This window comes from Microbacterium sp. DT81.1 (genome assembly GCF_049844955.1).
Taxonomy (GTDB): Bacteria; Actinomycetota; Actinomycetes; order Actinomycetales; family Microbacteriaceae; genus Microbacterium.
On sequence record NZ_JBNCMA010000006.1, the window covers coordinates 236909 to 253164 of the forward strand.

A 16256-nucleotide genomic window follows, 5' to 3' on the forward strand; every position below is an offset into this window, starting at 1 on the left:
CGGTGCTGTATCCAGTCGTTCTCAGTATTCCACGGCTGGCATGGCCCAAGCTGTGCGGATGCCGCCGGCCTCCGTCAGAACGCCGTGGTGAGAACCGCGCCGACGGCCAGGCCGAGCGCTGCCAGGATGACGGCGACGACCAGTTGCGCGCCGCCGCGAAGCGCCGCGCCGCGATAGTCCCGGCGCTCGAGGGCGAGAGCCGCCTCGACGGCGACGGCGCTGAATGTCGTGTACCCCCCGAGCAGCCCGACGCCGAGAATCGCGACCCACGGCGGGGAGACGGTCAGAGACTGCGTCGCCCCGGTGAGCGCGCCGAGAAGGAATGAGCCCGTGAGGTTCACGGTGGTGATTCCCCACGGGTAGGAGCCGCTCGTGCGGGCGAGAACCGCCCGATCGAGCAGGAAGCGGAGCGCGGCGCCGAACCCGCCGGCGACCGCGACGCCGATGAAGAGCAGGGGGCTCAAGAGCCGGCCCGCCTGGCCGCGCCGCGTGCTCCCAGGCGCAGCCCGACGGCGGCCGCCGCGATCCCGGCGACGACGCTCCCGCCGGCGTAGACCGCTGCGAGCACCGGCTGGCTCTGCCACAGCACGGCGGTGTCGCCGGCGAGCGCACTGTACGTCGTGAATCCACCCAGCACGCCGGCCCCGAGCACAGCCCGCACGGCGCGGAGGTCGTCACTGTCCGGCCTCCGAGCCAGCACGGCGTAGAGCACTCCGAGCAGCAGCGCGCCGAGCGCATTGACAGAGAACACCGCATAGGGGACCCCATCGGCCGCGGGCCACAAGAGGATGGCACCCTCGCGTGCCGCGGTTCCGACAGCGCCACCGACCGCTACCAGTCCCACATGGCGCCAGCGGAGCGGAGTCGCCCGGTTCATCTCTCCACGGTAGCGCGGCGGTCCAAGCGGCCGCCCGACGGGAAGCCGTCCGCCCGTTGCACATCACCCGGACGGGGTGATGCATGCCGGCGGCGCGCTCACGAAGATGGGAGGGGTCGCCGCGGAACACCGTCGGCCGAGAGAGGGCGCACCCATGACGGCGCAGACACCGACCGAGACGTTCAACGGCAGGCTTGCTCTGCTGCTGGCGATGGCGATGTTCGTGCTCGTCGTCGACACATCGATCATGAACGTGTCGATCTCCGCCGTTGTGCACGACATCGGCGCAAGTGTCAGCGACATCCAGTCGGCGATCGCACTCGAGGCCCTGGTCTCGGCCGCATTCATCCTGATCGGCAGCAAGGTCGGCGATCTGATCGGTCGCAAGCGCGCCTATGTCATCGGCCTGCTCTGCTATGCGGTCGGTGCCATCGCGATGACGCTGACGCAGTCCATCGTGCCCATCATCATCTTCTGGGCGGTGATCGGGGGGCTGGGCGCTTCACTGCTTCTTCCCTCCATGCAGTCCCTCATCCACGGCAACTTCGAGGGCGCGAACCAGAAGCGTGTCTACGCGCTGGTGGGCGGCTCGGCCGCCATCGCCGCCGCGGTGGGGCCCTTGATCGGTGGATTCATCACCACGTTCCTCTCCTGGAGGATCGCCTTCCTGCTGGAGGCGGTGGTGATCGGCATCGTGCTGCTGGGCATCAAGCTCGTGCACGATGTGCCCTACACCGGCAGCCGTGAGATCGACGCCGTGGGCTCCATCCTCTCCGTCGTCGGAATGGGCGGCGTAGTCATCGGGATCCTCGTCTGGCAGGAGGGGGAGGGTCCCGTCCTGCTCATCATCTCGGTCGGCCTGATCGGCCTGGTCAGCCTCGCCTTCTGGCTGCTGCGCCGCAAGCGCCGCGAGAAGGCGACGCTGCTCGACCCGGACCTCTTCCGCTCCAAGCCCTTCCGCCTCGGGGTGACACAGCAGATGTTCCAGCAGATCGCCCTCGGCGGCACGATGATCGTGCTGCCGATCTACCTGCAGATGGTGCTCGGCTACAACGCGCTGCAGGCGGGCCTGTCCATCGCGCCGCTGTCGCTCAGCATGTTCGCCGTCGCGATGTTCGTCGGAAAAATGAAGGCCGGCCCTCGGCCGGCCACACTCATCCTGTGGGGCTTCCTGCTTCTGATGGCCGGGCTGCTCATCCTGATCCCCATCGTTCCGCGCGCGGAATCGGGATGGCTGCTGCTGGGTCCGCTGCTGATCGCCGGCAGCGGTCTGGGGCTCCTGGTATCCCAGCTGAACAACTACACCCTCTCGCCGATCACGGACGAGCGGGTAAGCGAGGCGGCCGGGGTCAACTCGGCGGCCGGATCGTTCGGACTGTCGTTCGGTCTCGCCTTCGCCGGTGCCATCATGCTGGCATCCCTCGCGCTGATCTTCACCACGATGGCGGCATCCAGCACGGTCCTTCCCGACGACGAGAAGCAGCAGGTCGCGACGGTGCTGGAGGAGGATGCCGAGTTCATGAGCAACGCGGCGCTGGCCGAACTCCTCGTCGATCAGCCGGAGGACATCCAGGCGGAGATCATCCGGATCAACACCGAGGCGCGCCCGCTCGCCCTTCAGATCGCCCTCTTGATCCCCATCGTCGTGGCGATGCTCGGAGCCATCAATGCGCTCCGGATGCGCCGGCTGCCCGACCCGAAATCCGCCGGATCGGGCGCCGCCAGTCTGCTCGAGTGACGCGCGGGGTTCGCGCGCACGTCAGGAGAGCAGACGCCTGAGCGCGGCCTCCGGCGACCCCTTCAGGTCCATCGTCTCGCCCCGCTCGTACTTCGCGAAGACCCCCGGGTGGATGTAGCTGCGCCGCGCGACCGCCACCGTGTTGCCGAGCGCGTCGGCGGTCGCCTGCACGGCCAGTCGCTCCGCCTCCGCCCGCTCTCGCCCGCTCGACACCGGACCGATCTTCGCGAGCGCCTCGGCCGCCAATACAGTGCCGCGCAGGGTGCGGAAGTCCTTCGCGGTGAAGAGGCCGCCCGTGAGGGCACGCACGTGGTCGTTCACCTCGCCGGTGCTCACAGGGACGCGGCGCCGTCCGCGGCGGTACGACAGCAGGGGCGCACGGGGCTTGCCGACAGCCAGTTCTGCGATCGCCGCCGCCAGGTCCGCATCATCGACGGTGAGCAGCGCGCGCTTGCCGCTCTTCGCCGGAAAGGTGAGGGTCACCACCGAGTCCTCGACGGTGGCGTCGCCTCGGCGGAGCGTGGTGAGGCCCCGGCTGCCGTTCGCCTGCAGGTAGCGGGGAGACCCGACACGAGGAGCCGCCTGGTCGAGCAGCCGGAAGGCCGCGGCCAGCACGCGGCTGCGTGTGAGGCCCTCGCTTCTCAAGTCGGCCGTCACCCGGGCTCGGGCGCGGGGCAGGGCGTCAGCGAGCAGCAGCACCCGCGCGTACTTGCCCTTATCGCGCCGCGCCGCCCAGTCCGGATGGTAGATGTACTGCTTGCGGCCCTTCTGGTCGGTGCCGATCGCCTGGATGTGACCATCGGGACGCTCGGAGATCCAGACCTGCTCCCACGCAGGCGGGATGACCAGCGCACGGGCGCGCGCGACATCCTGCCTCTTGACCGGCTTGCCTTTCGCGGTGATGTACCGGAAGCCGGCGCCGGAGCGCACCCGGCGGAACCCTGGATCCTCGAACGGCGTGACCCTGACGAGCTTCGCCACGTCAGTGGCTGCGCAGCATGGAGATCAGTTCGCCCTTGCGCTTGCCGGAGTAGCCCGAGATGCCGAGCTCCTTCGCGCGCTTGCGCAGCCGGTCCACCGTCCAGTCGTCATAGTCGTCCGACCTGCCGCCGCGGTTGCCGACCGCCGAGCGACCGTCCCGCGAAGCGGCGTTCGCGATGCGCGCGGCCTTCTCCTTCGAGGCGCCCTCGTCGCGAAGCTCCGCATAGAGCTCCCTGTCCTTCACGCTGTTCGATCCTCGTCCTTGGGGCATCGCGCCCTTCCTTCCGCTGCGGGATCCGCCGGGTCGGCGGCTGGTCAGAGACCCTTGCCGCCCGTAACCGGCAGCACGGCGCCCGATACGTACGAAGCCGCCTCACTCGCAAGGTATACGTAGGCGCCCGCCAGCTCGGCCGGCTGGCCGGGGCGGCCGAGCGGCGTGTCGGATCCGAACGACGCGAGCTTCTCGTCCTCCCACCCCGTCGCGGGGATGAGCGGCGTCCAGATCGGACCGGGCGCAACGGCATTGACGCGGATGCCGCGGGGTCCCAGTTCCTCGGCCAGCGCCTTGACGAACGCGACCTGCGCGGCCTTGGTCATCGCGTAGTCGATCAGGGAATTCGATGGGTCCGAGGCCTGGATCGAAGACGTGACGATGATGGAGGCGCCGGGAGCGAGGTGGGGAACCGCCGCTCGCGCCGTGAAGATCTGCGCGTACAGGTTCGTCCGGAAGACCCGGTCGAACTCCTCCGTCTCGAGGTTCTCGATGCCCTTGCGATCCCGCTGATAGGCCGCGTTCAGGACGAGCAGGTCGAGTCCGCCGAACTCCTGCACGGTCTTCTCGACGATCTCCGCGCAGTAGGCCTCCTCGCGGAGGTCGCCCGGCAGATTCAGCGCCTTGACACCGGCCTCGGCGATCCGCTTGGCCGTATCCTCGGCATCCTCCTGCTCCTCCGGGAGGTAGCTGATCGCGACATCCGCCCCCTCGCGGGCGAAGGCGATGGCGACGGCCCTGCCGATCCCGGAGTCGCCGCCCGTGATCAGTGCGCGGCGCCCGCTCAGCCGAGACGAGCCGCGGTACGTCTGCTCGCCGTGGTCGGGCGTGGGCATGGTGTCACCCGTGGTGCCCGGCTGGCCCTGGTCCTGGGCGGGGGGCTGGGGCTGGGGGTACTTGGTCGTCGGGTCGGTGAGGGCGTCGTGGGACACGCTTTCTCCTTCATGGATGCTTGGCGAAGGCCTTCGCCGCTCGCTGCGGTCCTCTGACGCTATGAGACGCCACAGGCGCGGTCAGGGGGCTTGACAAGGCCCTGGTGCCCTCGCAGGCGAGAGAGCTATCACCGCGCCGGGGTGTCGTCAACCCCCTGAGCGATCCACTTCGACGCGCCTAGCGTTGGGGTTGTGCCCACCGGCACCGCCTCGCGACGCCCGAGCGAGACAGCATTGCAGAAGGAGAACCCCTTCATGAACATCCTCGCCCTTGTCATCATCGTCGTCGCGGTCGTCCTCCTCATCACCGGAGGCTTCGTCCAGTCCCTTCAATTCCTGCTGTGGATCGGGTTGATCCTGGCGGCGATCGCAGTCGTCCTATTCCTCGTTCGAGCCCTCAGCGGGCGCAACCGGGTATAGGCAGATCCCCCTGAGAGGCGCCGCCTGAGCGCGGGTCTCTCCTTCACGGGGATGCCGACGGATGCCACGGTCCGGGGGGCCCGCGGCATCCGTCGTTCTCTTTCCCTCGAGGGTTCGCCCTAGAGGTTCGCCTCCGCGTAGACGCGGAGCGCGTCGCGCACGAACGTCGCTCCCTCTTCGCCGCCGTAGTTGGCGCCGAAGCGCGGGTCGGCGACATACATCTCCCCGAGCCCGATCACATACGCCTTGACGTTGTCCGGGTCGGTCGCAGGGGTTCCGGGGATGCCGGTCAGCCATTCGACGTGACGCCCGGCCAGCGCCTGGGCCTCGGCGCTCTCGGGCGCGATGCCGCTTGCGGCGGCGGCGATCCAGTCGGTGCCCAGGTCGGCGGCGCGCTGCTTCCAGCCCGCCTTCTCTTCGGCGGTCATGCCTCGCCACCATCGGTCGCTGTCGGCGTAGGCCTGCGCGCCCCATCGCTGTTCGACTTCGTCCTTGTACTGCGTGTGATCGAAGCCGTCGAACACGTTCTCTGCCATCAGTTGTTCACCCCCTCTCAATGCGTGGATGGTCGATTCGACCGACGCGATCTGGCGCGTCAGCCGGTCCTGTTCCTGACGCAGCCACGCGAGGTGGCCGGTCAGGGCGTCTTCCTGGGTGTACTCGCGATCGAGCACCTCCCCGATCTGCGGCAGGCCGAGCCCGAGCTCCCGCAGCAGCAGGATCCGCTGCAGCCGCACGAGCGCCGCTTCGTCGTAGTGCCGGTAGCCGTTCGGCCCGACCGACGACGCCGGCAGCAAGCCGATATCGCCGTAGTGGCGCAACGTGCGACTGGTCGTTCCGGCGAGCTTGGCGATCTGCTGGATCGACCACTCCATGACTGTTCCCTTCTGCGTGAGTGCCTCGGCTCTTGGTCAGCGCACCGATCAACACGCTATGGGTTGACGCTGCGTCAATGTCAAACGCCGTTGGGCGCACTCCCAGCATCCAGCCTCGCAACTCGCGATATATCGTGTTAGTCTGCTTCAACGCGATATATCGCGATCCCAACAAATCAGGAGCAACAATGTCACTCGAGAAGTGGATCATCCACCCGGGCGAGACGCGCGTCATCGACATCGAGGCCGTCCGCAAGCTCAAGGTCGGCCTCATCGGCGGCCAGATCGACGTCATCGCGCACGACGAACCCGGCGCGCGCATCGAGGTGCACGGCGTCACGATCAAGGACCTTCGCATCGAGGTCACCGGCGACGTCGTCGAGATCGACCACCCGCAGCTGCGCTGGGACAACTTCCTCGAGGTGTTCCGCAACTTCGGCAGCAGCGGTCCCAAGGCCGAGATCAGCGTGGCTGTCCCGCGCAGCGTCGCCCTCACCCTCGGCGTGGTCAGCGCGAGCGCCCTCGTCGCCGGCCTCGAGCAGGACGCCCGCCTGAACACCGTCTCCGGCGACATCATCGTCGACGGACTCAAGGGCGACCTCACCGTCAACGCCGTGTCCGGCGACGTGCAGGTGCGGCAGCTGGAGGGCGCGCTGAGCGCCAACAGCGTCTCCGGCGACGTCGCCGTGACGGGCACCGTGCGCAAGGCGACCGTCGACACCGTCTCGGGGAACATCGTCGTCGACTCCGTAGGCGGGATCAGCGCCATCAGCATCAACTCGGTGAGCGGCAACGGCACGATCCGTCTGGATGACGGACACCCGGCGAACTTCGCCGTGCGCACGGTGAGCGGTCGGGTGCAGGTCGATGGCGTCGTCCGCTCGAGCGGTCGGCCCACCAACTACCAGGGTTCCGTCGGCGAGCTGAGCGGGTCGTTCGTCGATGTGCGGGCCAACGCCGTCTCCGGCGACCTGACCGTGCTTCGCCGCGCCGCCCTGACCTCGTCGACCGATACGGCACAGGATGCCCTGAGCGGCGACCAGAGCGGCAGAATCGGCACCGGCTTCGGCGACGGCTTCGGCCAGGATCTCGGAAGGGAATCGCAGTCATGACCCCGGTCTTCTCACACGGCGACCTGCGCCTCTACCTGCTCAGCCTGCTCGATGAGGGCCCGCGCCACGGCTATGACATCATGCAGGCGCTGTCCGATCGCACCGGCGGCACCTATACCGCCAGTGCCGGCACGATCTACCCCCGCCTCGCCAAGCTCGAGGAGGAGGGCCTGGTGACCAAGACGGTCGATGGACGCAAGACGGTCTATGAGATCACGGATGCGGGGCGCGCCGAGGTCGCGTCCCGGGCCGGCGACCTCGAGGGCATCGAAGCCGGCCTCGCCGACTCTGTGCGACTGATCGCCGACGAGGTGCGCGGCAGCGTGCGTGAGGCGATGAAGAGTCTGCGAGCGGACCTGGCCGCCGCCAGCAGGGAGGAGCGAGCAGAGGCTCCCTACTCGGCTCCGACGGGTACGTCACAGGATGACCCGCGGGTGTTCAGCCGCGAGCAGCTGCACCGGGCGGATGCTGCCATCAACGAGTTCCGCGCCGGTGTGCGCAGCGACCTTCGCTCGCACATTGCACGCGGCGGATCGCTCGAGGCATCCCTCGTCGACACCCTGGCCACCGCTCTGGAGTCGGCCGCCGCCGCGCTCCGCGGCAGCCTGCAGGGCGCTCAGACGGGGACTACTCCTCCCAGATGAGCTCCTGATCGTCCGGCACCGGCTCACCGAGTGGCACCACGAGGATGTTGTGGCGCTGCCGGTGGGCCAGCCGAGCGGCCACCGACCCGGTGAAGAACTCGCGGATCGATTCCCCGATGCCGCGCTTGCGCGTGCCCACCACGATCAGGCGCGCCTCCACCCGGTCGGCGAGCTGCTTGATGGCCAGAGCGGGGTCGCCGACGAGCTGCCGAGCCGTCCACCGCACGTCGGTGCCGGTCAGTGTCTCGGTCGCCATCTTCGTGACGGCCGTGAAGTCGCCCACGCCGGGGTCGATGTTCATGTCGATGGGCGCCGAGTGCACATACCCGTCGGGATCCTCGTACGTGACGAAGCGCGTCACGTCGACATACGTGACGATGAGGTAGGTCCCGTGCAGCCGCGCGTAGCGCGCCCCCTCCTTCAGCACCCGGAGGGACTGTCCGGGGACGACGCCGGCGATGACGGCGCCCCGCAGCGCGGCGTCATCGACCTCTTCACCGGCCGTCGGGGTGGGCTGTGCCTCGTCATTCGACGGCGATCCCGGAGAAACGTTCGACATGCCAGAAGACCCCTTTCGCGGCGCGCGAAACCACTCCGCACGGGCGCGCAGAGCGCTGAGCCGCATACCCCGCGTGCTATTCTGAATGCTACTCTTTCCGGCCCCGAGCCGGTTTCGTGAATGCGTCGGGCTCGCCAAATGCCCGCAGCTCAACTCGTGAGGGGGGTCTCGCATGGGGCGTGGCCGTCAGAAGGCGAAGCACACCAAGATCGCGCGTGAGCTCAAGTCGTACAGCCCGAGCGTGAACTACTCGGCGCTCGAGAAGGAGCTGCACCCGGAGGGTGAGGACCTGTACGTCGACAAGTGGGCCGACGACTACTCCGGAGAGTACGAGGACGAGAAGGCGTAGCGCCTCGATCGCTCCGACGACGCCCCTCCTGGAGGGGTCGTCTCGTCGCGCTTACGGCGTCTCCGCCTGACGGGCGTGCGCGTTCGCGGCGCGCTCCCACTCGGCCTGCGCCCGACGCTGGGCCCTGCGCGCCGTGAACCAGGTCCAGAACCGGTCGAGTGTGCGCTTCAGCCACGCGGCGACCCGCTTGGCCCAGTGGAACTCCGTGCCGAGGATCGCGAGGCCGAGGAACACGACGAGCCACCCCGGGCCCGGCAGCGGAACGAGCAGCAGGCCGATGATGGAAAGGCCCCCTCCCAGCACGCCGACCGCGACGCGATAGGTCTTCTCGAGGAACGGGTGCCTCGACATCCAGACCCGCAGGGAGCGCAGGCCACGCCGGATCGGCTGGTCGCGGCGCTCCCCCTGCACGATCTCCTCGCGGATGGTGCGCTCGAGCAAGGCGATCCGGTCGTCGTTCGTCATGGCGACACGCTAACACGATATATCGCGATTGGACTGGGAGTCCGCCGAATGGTTCACCGGCGCAGGTCCTGCTCGATCGCGCGCGGACGGGCGGCGACCAGGCCGGCCAGCGCGGCGATCGGTGCCGTGCACAGCAGCATCCACAGGGGCGCCGTCCAGCCGCCTGTCGCCTGCACCACCGCACCGATGCCGATCGGGAACGCGGCGGCGATGGCATACCCCACGCTCTGCACGAAACCGCTGAGGGCGACGGATGCCTCGTGCGAGCGCGTGCGCAGATTGACGAGCACCAGCGCCAGCGGGAACAGAGCCTGGCTCAGGGCGATGAGCAGGATCCAGAGCCATGGGGCGGCATCCGGCACGAAGATGAGTCCGAGGTAGCCGGCGGCGAGGCCTCCCGTGGCGACGCCGACGATCGTCTTGACGATGCCGAGGCGGGCGGTCAGCAGCGGCACGAAGAGCGACAGCGGAAGCCCGACGATCGCGAACAGCGACAGCCGCGCCCCCGCCTCGCGCGCCGGCACGCCCGCCACCTGCACCAGCATCGTCGGGGCCCAGGCGAACATCGTGTACGCCGTGATGCTCGACGTGGTGAAGAGCACGGCGATCGCCCACGCCATCGGCGAGGCCCACAGTCGCCGCACCGCCGGCCCGGCCGCTGCGGTGTGAACCTCGTCCGCGCGGCCGGCACGCGCCCGCAGCAGCAGGGCCACCCATGGCACGACGGCCACGGCCGCCACGACGCCCCACTGGGCGAGGGCCCAGCGCCAGCCCACGGCGTCGGCCACGGGCACCGCCACCAGCGGGGGGATGAAGGTGCTGAAGGCCATCGCGGTCATGTACATCGTGGTGACGAGCCCGATGCGATCCGGGAAGTACTTCTTCACCAGCGGAGGAAGCACCACATTGCCCACGGCCACGCCGGCGAAGATCGCGACCGTGGCAGTGAGCAGCAGACCGGCCGTCGTCGCCGTTCCCCGCAGGCACAGAGAGAGCGAGAGCACGATGATCGCGATCACGAGCAGCCGCTCGAGCCCGACCCGTCGCGCCAGCAGCGGCGTCAGCACGCCGAAGATCGCGAAGCACACCGGAGGCGCGCTGCCGAGCAGGCCGAGCGCCACCGGGGAGATGGGGATGTCGACCTGGATGCGCTCGACGAGAGGCGACAGCGAGGCGACCGCGCTCCGCAGGTTGAGCGCGACGAGCAGGATGCCGGTGAGCGCCAGGGCGCGGCCGCGCCAGAGCGGGCGCCGCGTATCGGGAACCGTCACCGCGGCACCGGAGTCACAGTGCCGCCGTCACGACTGCTGGTTGCCCTCGACCCAGGCGAGGTACTCCTCCGACACGGTGCCCGTGACATAGCGGCCGTCGAAACAGCTCATGTCGAGGTCGGTGATGTCGGAGCCCTCGAGGATCGCGTCGCGGAGGTCGTCGACCTCCTGGTACACCAGGTAGTCGGCTCCGAGCGCCTCGGCGATCTCGGGGATCGTGCGGTTGTGTGCGACCAGCTCGTGCCGGGAGGGCATGTTGATGCCGTAGACGTGCGGAAAGCGCACCGGCGGCGCGGCCGAGGCGAACGTGACGCTCTTGGCCCCGGCATCCCTCGCCATCTGGATGATCTGCTGGCTCGTGGTGCCGCGCACGATCGAGTCGTCGATCAGCAGGACGTTCTTGCCCTTGAACTCGCTCGACATCGCGTTCAGCTTCTGCCGAACGCTCGCCTTGCGCACCGCCTGCCCCGGCATGATGAAGGTGCGTCCGACGTAGCGGTTCTTGTAGAAGCCCTCCCGGTACTCGAGCCCCAGCTTGCGGGCGACCTGCATGGCGGCGGGGCGGGATGAGTCGGGGATCGGCATGACGACATCGATCGCACCGGGAGGGGTGTACTTCTCGATCGTGTCGGCGAGGCGCTCCCCCAGGCGCAGCCGCGCCTCGTAGACCGAGATGCCGTTCATCTCCGAGTCCGGCCGGGCCAGGTAAACGTACTCGAAGGAGCACGGCGACAGCTGCGGGTTCGCGGCGCACTGGCGCGTGTGCAGGGCGCCGTCGACCGTGATGAAGACGGCCTCCCCGGGCATCACGTCGCGGACGACGTCGTAATCGCCGTTCTCGAGCACGAGCGACTCGGAGGCCACCATCCAGTCGTAGCCGCCGGCCTCGTTCTTGCGGGTGCCCAGGATCAGGGGGCGGATGCCGAAGGGGTCGCGGAAGGCGAGCAGGCCGTAGCCCGAGATCAGGGCGATGGCGGCATAAGAGCCTTCGACGCGCTCGTGCACGCGGGTGACCGCCTCGAACACCGTCTCGGGTTCGAGGTCGAGGCCGGAGATCGAGGCCTGCAGCTCATTGGCCAGGACGTTCACGAGCAGCTCGGTGTCGGAGCTGGTGTTGAGGTGCCGGCGGTCCTTGTGGAAGAGCTCGTCGGTGAGCTCCCGCGTGTTCGTGAGGTTGCCGTTGTGCACCAGCACAATGCCGTACGGGGCGTTCACATAGAAGGGCTGCGCCTCTTCCTCGTTGCCTGCCGTGCCCTGCGTCGCGTATCGCACGTGACCGAGCCCGATGTTGCCGAGCAGCGCCCGCATGTCGCGGGTGCGGAATGCCTCGCGCACCATGCCCCGGGCCTTAGCCAGGTGGAAGATGCCGTGCCGCTCGGCCGTGGCGATGCCGGTCGAGTCCTGCCCGCGGTGCTGAAGGAGTAGGAGGGAGTCGTAGATCTCCTGGTTGACCGGGCCGTGTCCGACCATTCCGACGATGCCGCACATGGGTGTCTAGTTCGCTCCGTTGTGATCTGTGTCGTCTCGATACGTGCCCACCAGGCGCACCGCGCCGCCGTCGACACCCTTGGCGCCCTGCTCGAACTCTCCCTGCGGACGGGGGCCGCTGCGCACGATGCCGACCTGCCAGGCCGCGATGCCCTCCTGCGCGAGCGCGGATGCCGCGGCCTCTGCGCGGTCGGCGGCGACGACCGCGAGGAATCCGATGCCCAGATTCCAGGTGCCCTCGCTCGACTCGAGCGAGGTGCCGCCGACATCCGACAGCACACGGAAGACGGGGCTCGGCGACCAGGTGGACCGATCGACCTCGGCCCAGGTGTCCTTGGGCAGCACGCGGGCGAGGTTGGCGGCGATGCCGCCGCCCGTGACATGACTGAGCGCGTGCACGCCGTCGCCCGCGCCGGGATCGGAGAGGAGACGCAGCAGCGGCGCGGTGTAGAGCCTGGTCGGCTCGAGGAGCGCCTCGCCCCACGTCGTGCCGAAGTCCGCGGCGAAGTCGCCGTACTGGATGCGTGCGCGGGTCACGATGTGCCGCACGAGCGAGTAGCCGTTCGAGTGCAGGCCGCTCGATGCGAGGGCGAGGATTGCGTCGCCGGACTCGACACGATGCGAGCCGAGCAGGGCGTCGGCCTCCACGACGCCCGTCGCGGCGCCGGCCATGTCGTAGTCGTTCGGGCCGAGCAGACCCGGGTGCTCCGCCGTCTCGCCGCCGATCAGCGCCGTGCCGGTCTCGCGGCAGGCGTCGGCGATGCCGCGCACGATGTCGGCGATCCGCTCGGGCACCACCTTGCCGCATGCGATGTAGTCGGTCATGAACAGGGGCCGGGCGCCCACCACCACGATGTCATCGACCACCATGCCGACCAGGTCCTGACCCACGGTGTCGTGCTTGTCGATCGCCTGGGCGATCGCGACCTTGGTGCCGACCCCGTCGGTGGAGGTCGCCAGCAACGGGCGACGGTAGGCGCGCAGCGCACTGGCGTCGAACATGCCCGCGAATCCGCCGACCCCGCCCTGCACCTCGGGACCGTGCGTCGAACGGACCGCCGACTTCATCAGCTCGACGGCGAGATCCCCCGCCGCGGTGTCGACTCCGGCCTCGGAATACGTGGAACGGTGCGGGTTCGCCGCCGTCGACGAGAGGGCGACCGAAGATTCGGCCGGCGTGGAGAAGGAGGATGCGTGGGAGTCAGGTGCCACGCGCCCAGCCTACCCGTCGCTCGTGGGCACCGACCCGCGCTGGATGGGGGCGCGCAGTCGTAGAATCGAGGCATGACGGGCGGCGCGCCGGAGTGGCTGATTCGCGAGGACGCGAGCCAGCCCGTTCTGCTGGCCCTCTACCTGCGGCAGGTGCTCGGCATCCGCTCGCCCGACGAGCTCCCGCACCTGCGCGGCATCCCCTCGCGCGTCAACGACCGGACCGATGAGGCACAGGCCCTGCTCGAGCGCCAATGGCGGGAGTACTGGGCCATGACGGTCGAGCCGCAGGCGCATCCGTCATCCGTGCCGCTGGAGCTGGTGGAGGGCTTCGACACGCTCATCGCCCTTCCCCAGACCGGCTCCGAGGTGCTGCGCGAGGCCATCATCCCGCACGCGCCGGAGGGGCTGGCATACGCCCAGTCGGTGAACGCACGTTACACGAAGGATGCCGCGGCCAAGCCGGGTGTCTCGTACCGCGCCTACGCCAGCGCGATCGCCGTGCACGAGCGACAGGTCGGCCGGCGGGCGCACTCGTTCGAGCTGAACGTGCAGGTGCTTCCGCTCACTCAGCGGGGAGTGTGGTGGATCGGATCGCTCACGATCGCCGTCACAGACGGACTGCGGGGGGATGTGGTCGCGTTCGACGCCGCGATCCATCCGATCATCGCCGAGCTCGCGTAGCGGGCGCCGACGACCGGTAGCTGACGCCGAAGGGTTCTTGGCGGCCGTGCGGCTCTCGCGCTGGGCGTAGCTCGGGGATTCAGCGACCCGGCGCGTCCGGGGGTTTCAGCGACCCGGCGCGTCCGGGGGCGTCGTGGACGGCGCCGCGCTGGGCGCGCCGTCGTCGCGCCCGCCCAGCGGCGCGGGCTGGTCGACCTGGTTGAGCACCATCGGCTCCGGTTCGGGCTGGTCCTCGTACTGCACGGTCTCGTGGTCGACCACCACGGAGCGGGTGCGCCGGCGCAGGCTGCGGTCGAGCACCAGAGCGACGATCCCGCCGAGCAGCGCGCCGATGCTGCCCAGGATGAGGGCGAGGAAGCCGAACACCTGGCCCTCGGAGAAGACGACGTTAGTGAGGTCGCTCGGCGAGGACGTGCCGTCGTACGCGAACGTGAGGATCAGCGCGACCAGCACCCCCACGAGCGCTCCGAGCACCAGGAACGCCCCGTAGCGCGGGCTTCGGCGCACGCGACCGCCGATGATCTCATCGCTTGTGGTCGGGCGCTGGTCTGGGTTGGACATGGCTCCATTCTCCCACCGCCCGGGGCCACCGGACCGGCGGGTTCTGCGTCGTGGACAGCGGGTTTCCGGGGGCGCGGGCCGCTGCGTTCAGGGGCGCAGCGGCAGGAGCTCCGACACGTCGGCTCGCACACCGGATGCCACGATGCGGCCGGCAGCCGCGGCATCCACCCACCTCTCCCGCCCCGTCGCGAGGGCGATCCACGTCGCAGCGTCGGTCTCGACGACGTTCGGCGGGGTGCCCCGCGTGTGCCGGGGACCCTGCACGACCTGCACCGCGCCGAAGGGCGGCACGCGCACCTCGACGCTGTTGCCAGGCGCCTTCTCCACGAGCAGCTGCAGCAGGTAGCGCACCGCCGTCGCCAGCTCGGTGCGGCCCGGCTTCGCGTCCGCGGCGATGGCGGCCTCGACGGCGGCGAGCGCGGCGCGCCCCTCGTCGACGTCGATCTTCTTCGGCACTCCTCCACGCTACGCGCACGGTGTCGCCGCCGTGCGGACCACGGGTGCGCACCCCAGGGCGCCAGGAGCGCCGCCGGTAGGCTGGCGGGGTGAGAATCCTGGTCCTCGGTTCCGGTGCCCGCGAGCACGCCATCATCCTGGCCCTTCGCGGCGAGGACGCGCCGCACGAGATCTACGCGGCACCAGGCAACGCGGGCATCGCGGGCGACGCCGAGATCGTCGCCCTCGATCCGCTCGACCCCGTCGCCGTCACGAACTACGCCAATGACGCCAGCATCGACCTCGTCGTGATCGGACCGGAGGCCCCGCTCGTCGCCGGCGTCGCCGACGCGCTGCGAGAGCGAGGCATCCCGGTCTTCGGTCCGGGCCGGGCGGCCGCCCAGCTGGAGGGCTCGAAGGCCTTCGCGAAGCGGATCATGGATGCCGCCCGCGTCCCCACCGGCCGCGCCGCACACGCGTACACCCGCCAGCAGGTGGAGGCCGCGCTCGATGACCTCGGGGCCCCGCACGTCGTGAAGGCCGACGGCCTCGCGGCCGGCAAGGGCGTGATCGTCACGAGCGAGCGCGCCGCGGCCCTGGCACACGCCGAGGGCTACCTGTCCACCGGTCCGGTGCTGATCGAGGAGTTCCTCGAGGGGCCGGAGGTCTCCCTCTTCTTCGTCAGCGACGGCGACACCGTGCGCGCGCTCTCCCCCGCGCAGGACTTCAAGCGGGCGCTCGACGGCGACCAGGGCCCCAACACGGGCGGCATGGGCGCGTACTCACCACTCCCGTGGCTGACCGAGCGGTTCGGGGGCGAGGACGCCTTCGTCGAGCTCGTCACGAACGAGGTCGCCCTGCCGGTCGTGCGGCAGATGGATGCCGAGGGAACGCCGTTCATCGGCCTGCTCTACGCAGGACTCATCCTGACCGACGCCGGTATCAAGGTCATCGAGTTCAATGCGCGCTTCGGCGATCCAGAGACCCAGGTCGTGCTCCCGCGGCTCGTCTCGCCGCTCTCGGAGCTGCTGGCAGCCGCGGCATCCGGCCACCTCGAAGACGTCCCCCAGCCCGGCTTCGCCGAGGCCACCGCCGTGACCGTGGTGCTCGCGAGCGAGGGCTACCCTGAGGCGCCTGTCACCGGGCGCCCGATCCGCGGACTGGACGCCGCGGCCGCGGTCGAGGGTGTGCACATCGCACACGCCGCGACCGCAGCATCCGGCGACGAGCTGATCGCCACCGGCGGACGCGTGCTGAGCGTCGTCGGCCTCGGCACCACGTTCGCCGAGTCCCGCGCGCGCGCCTACCGCGCGATCGCGCAGGTCGAGCTCGAGGGTTCGCACTACCGCACCGACATCGCCGCGGGCGTCGCGGAATAGCGCGGG

At 69.7% G+C, this 16256-nt stretch carries 20 protein-coding genes; 7 read left to right on the top strand and 13 right to left on the bottom strand.

What is annotated here, in order from left to right; translation table 11 throughout:
- Nucleotides 1-74 precede the first annotated feature (74 nt).
- Nucleotides 75-464, bottom strand: a complete 390-nt coding sequence (locus ACLQ2Q_RS16915) for a fluoride efflux transporter FluC (protein WP_425821997.1) — start codon at nt 462-464, stop codon at nt 75-77.
- Nucleotides 461-877 (bottom strand): fluoride efflux transporter FluC, encoded by a 417-nt coding sequence (locus tag ACLQ2Q_RS16920; RefSeq protein ID WP_425821999.1) that lies wholly within the window; start codon nt 875-877, stop codon nt 461-463. Before ACLQ2Q_RS16920 ends, ACLQ2Q_RS16915 begins: the two co-directional genes overlap by 4 nt.
- 154 nt (nt 878-1031) lie before the next feature.
- On the opposite strand from ACLQ2Q_RS16920, the gene ACLQ2Q_RS16925 reads away from it, so the two are divergent.
- A complete protein-coding gene (locus tag ACLQ2Q_RS16925) occupies nt 1032-2615 on the top strand; it encodes an MFS transporter (protein WP_425822001.1) in 1584 nt (527 codons plus the stop codon).
- Nucleotides 2616-2636: 21 nt separating this feature from the next.
- Here the strand turns inward: ACLQ2Q_RS16925 and ACLQ2Q_RS16930 are convergent, their stop codons facing one another.
- The 3 genes from ACLQ2Q_RS16930 to ACLQ2Q_RS16940 are packed head-to-tail and all read right to left on the bottom strand — an operon-like array spanning nt 2637 to nt 4799.
- Nucleotides 2637-3596 (bottom strand): DNA topoisomerase IB, encoded by a 960-nt coding sequence (locus ACLQ2Q_RS16930; protein ID WP_425822003.1) that lies wholly within the window; start codon nt 3594-3596, stop codon nt 2637-2639.
- Between the two features lies 1 nt (nt 3597).
- Nucleotides 3598-3867 carry a DUF7218 family protein gene (locus ACLQ2Q_RS16935; protein ID WP_425822005.1) on the bottom strand — a complete coding sequence of 90 codons (270 nt, stop codon included), beginning with the start codon at nt 3865-3867 and terminating at the stop codon, nt 3598-3600.
- A 44-nt stretch (nt 3868-3911) separates the two neighbouring features.
- A complete protein-coding gene (locus ACLQ2Q_RS16940; RefSeq protein WP_425822007.1) occupies nt 3912-4799 on the bottom strand; it encodes an SDR family oxidoreductase in 888 nt (295 codons plus the stop codon).
- A 192-nt stretch (nt 4800-4991) separates the two neighbouring features.
- Here ACLQ2Q_RS16940 and ACLQ2Q_RS16945 point away from each other — a divergent pair, with 192 nt between their 5' ends.
- Complete coding sequence (locus ACLQ2Q_RS16945; protein WP_425822009.1) at nt 4992-5219, top strand: hypothetical protein; 228 nt, start codon at nt 4992-4994, stop codon at nt 5217-5219.
- 119 nt (nt 5220-5338) lie between these two features.
- Here the strand turns inward: ACLQ2Q_RS16945 and ACLQ2Q_RS16950 are convergent, their stop codons facing one another.
- Nucleotides 5339-6094 (bottom strand): MerR family transcriptional regulator, encoded by a 756-nt coding sequence (locus ACLQ2Q_RS16950; protein ID WP_425822011.1) that lies wholly within the window; start codon nt 6092-6094, stop codon nt 5339-5341.
- A gap of 188 nt (nt 6095-6282) precedes the next feature.
- On the opposite strand from ACLQ2Q_RS16950, the gene ACLQ2Q_RS16955 reads away from it, so the two are divergent.
- Both ACLQ2Q_RS16955 and ACLQ2Q_RS16960 read left to right on the top strand, forming a co-directional pair.
- Nucleotides 6283-7206, top strand: coding sequence for a DUF4097 family beta strand repeat-containing protein (locus tag ACLQ2Q_RS16955; RefSeq protein ID WP_425822013.1), 924 nt, complete (start codon nt 6283-6285; stop codon nt 7204-7206).
- Complete coding sequence (locus ACLQ2Q_RS16960; protein ID WP_425822015.1) at nt 7203-7850, top strand: PadR family transcriptional regulator; 648 nt, start codon at nt 7203-7205, stop codon at nt 7848-7850. The genes ACLQ2Q_RS16955 and ACLQ2Q_RS16960 overlap by 4 nt, the downstream gene beginning before the upstream one ends.
- On the opposite strand, the gene ACLQ2Q_RS16965 is transcribed toward ACLQ2Q_RS16960, so the two are convergent.
- A complete protein-coding gene (locus ACLQ2Q_RS16965; protein ID WP_425822017.1) occupies nt 7834-8409 on the bottom strand; it encodes a universal stress protein in 576 nt (191 codons plus the stop codon). The two genes, ACLQ2Q_RS16960 and ACLQ2Q_RS16965, sit on opposite strands and share 17 nt — an antisense overlap.
- Before the next feature lie 172 nt (nt 8410-8581).
- Here ACLQ2Q_RS16965 and ACLQ2Q_RS16970 point away from each other — a divergent pair, with 172 nt between their 5' ends.
- Nucleotides 8582-8758, top strand: coding sequence for a DUF3073 domain-containing protein (locus ACLQ2Q_RS16970; RefSeq protein WP_425822019.1), 177 nt, complete (start codon nt 8582-8584; stop codon nt 8756-8758).
- A gap of 51 nt (nt 8759-8809) precedes the next feature.
- Here the strand turns inward: ACLQ2Q_RS16970 and ACLQ2Q_RS16975 are convergent, their stop codons facing one another.
- Genes ACLQ2Q_RS16975 through purM form a run of 4 tightly spaced genes read right to left on the bottom strand, consistent with a single transcriptional unit; the run spans nt 8810 to nt 13194 of the window.
- Nucleotides 8810-9223 (bottom strand): TIGR02611 family protein, encoded by a 414-nt coding sequence (locus ACLQ2Q_RS16975; RefSeq protein ID WP_425822021.1) that lies wholly within the window; start codon nt 9221-9223, stop codon nt 8810-8812.
- A gap of 53 nt (nt 9224-9276) precedes the next feature.
- Nucleotides 9277-10494: an MFS transporter gene (locus ACLQ2Q_RS16980; protein WP_425822023.1), complete on the bottom strand. Its 1218-nt coding sequence runs from the start codon at nt 10492-10494 to the stop codon at nt 9277-9279.
- Nucleotides 10495-10521: 27 nt separating this feature from the next.
- Nucleotides 10522-11982 (bottom strand): amidophosphoribosyltransferase, encoded by a 1461-nt coding sequence (purF, locus tag ACLQ2Q_RS16985; protein WP_425822025.1) that lies wholly within the window; start codon nt 11980-11982, stop codon nt 10522-10524.
- 6 nt (nt 11983-11988) lie between these two features.
- Nucleotides 11989-13194, bottom strand: coding sequence for a phosphoribosylformylglycinamidine cyclo-ligase (purM, locus tag ACLQ2Q_RS16990; RefSeq protein ID WP_425822027.1), 1206 nt, complete (start codon nt 13192-13194; stop codon nt 11989-11991).
- A 72-nt stretch (nt 13195-13266) separates the two neighbouring features.
- Between purM and ACLQ2Q_RS16995 the strand changes: the two genes are divergently transcribed.
- Nucleotides 13267-13875 carry a zinc-binding alcohol dehydrogenase gene (locus ACLQ2Q_RS16995; protein ID WP_425822029.1) on the top strand — a complete coding sequence of 203 codons (609 nt, stop codon included), beginning with the start codon at nt 13267-13269 and terminating at the stop codon, nt 13873-13875.
- A 105-nt stretch (nt 13876-13980) separates the two neighbouring features.
- Here the strand turns inward: ACLQ2Q_RS16995 and ACLQ2Q_RS17000 are convergent, their stop codons facing one another.
- Nucleotides 13981-14436, bottom strand: a complete 456-nt coding sequence (locus ACLQ2Q_RS17000) for a potassium transporter Trk (RefSeq protein ID WP_425822031.1) — start codon at nt 14434-14436, stop codon at nt 13981-13983.
- Nucleotides 14437-14523: 87 nt separating this feature from the next.
- On the bottom strand, nt 14524-14892 hold the full coding sequence (locus ACLQ2Q_RS17005) for a sterol carrier family protein (RefSeq protein ID WP_425822033.1): 369 nt from the start codon (nt 14890-14892) through the stop codon (nt 14524-14526).
- A gap of 89 nt (nt 14893-14981) precedes the next feature.
- On the opposite strand from ACLQ2Q_RS17005, the gene purD reads away from it, so the two are divergent.
- On the top strand, nt 14982-16250 hold the full coding sequence (gene purD / locus ACLQ2Q_RS17010; RefSeq protein WP_425822035.1) for a phosphoribosylamine--glycine ligase: 1269 nt from the start codon (nt 14982-14984) through the stop codon (nt 16248-16250).
- Nucleotides 16251-16256 lie beyond the last annotated feature (6 nt).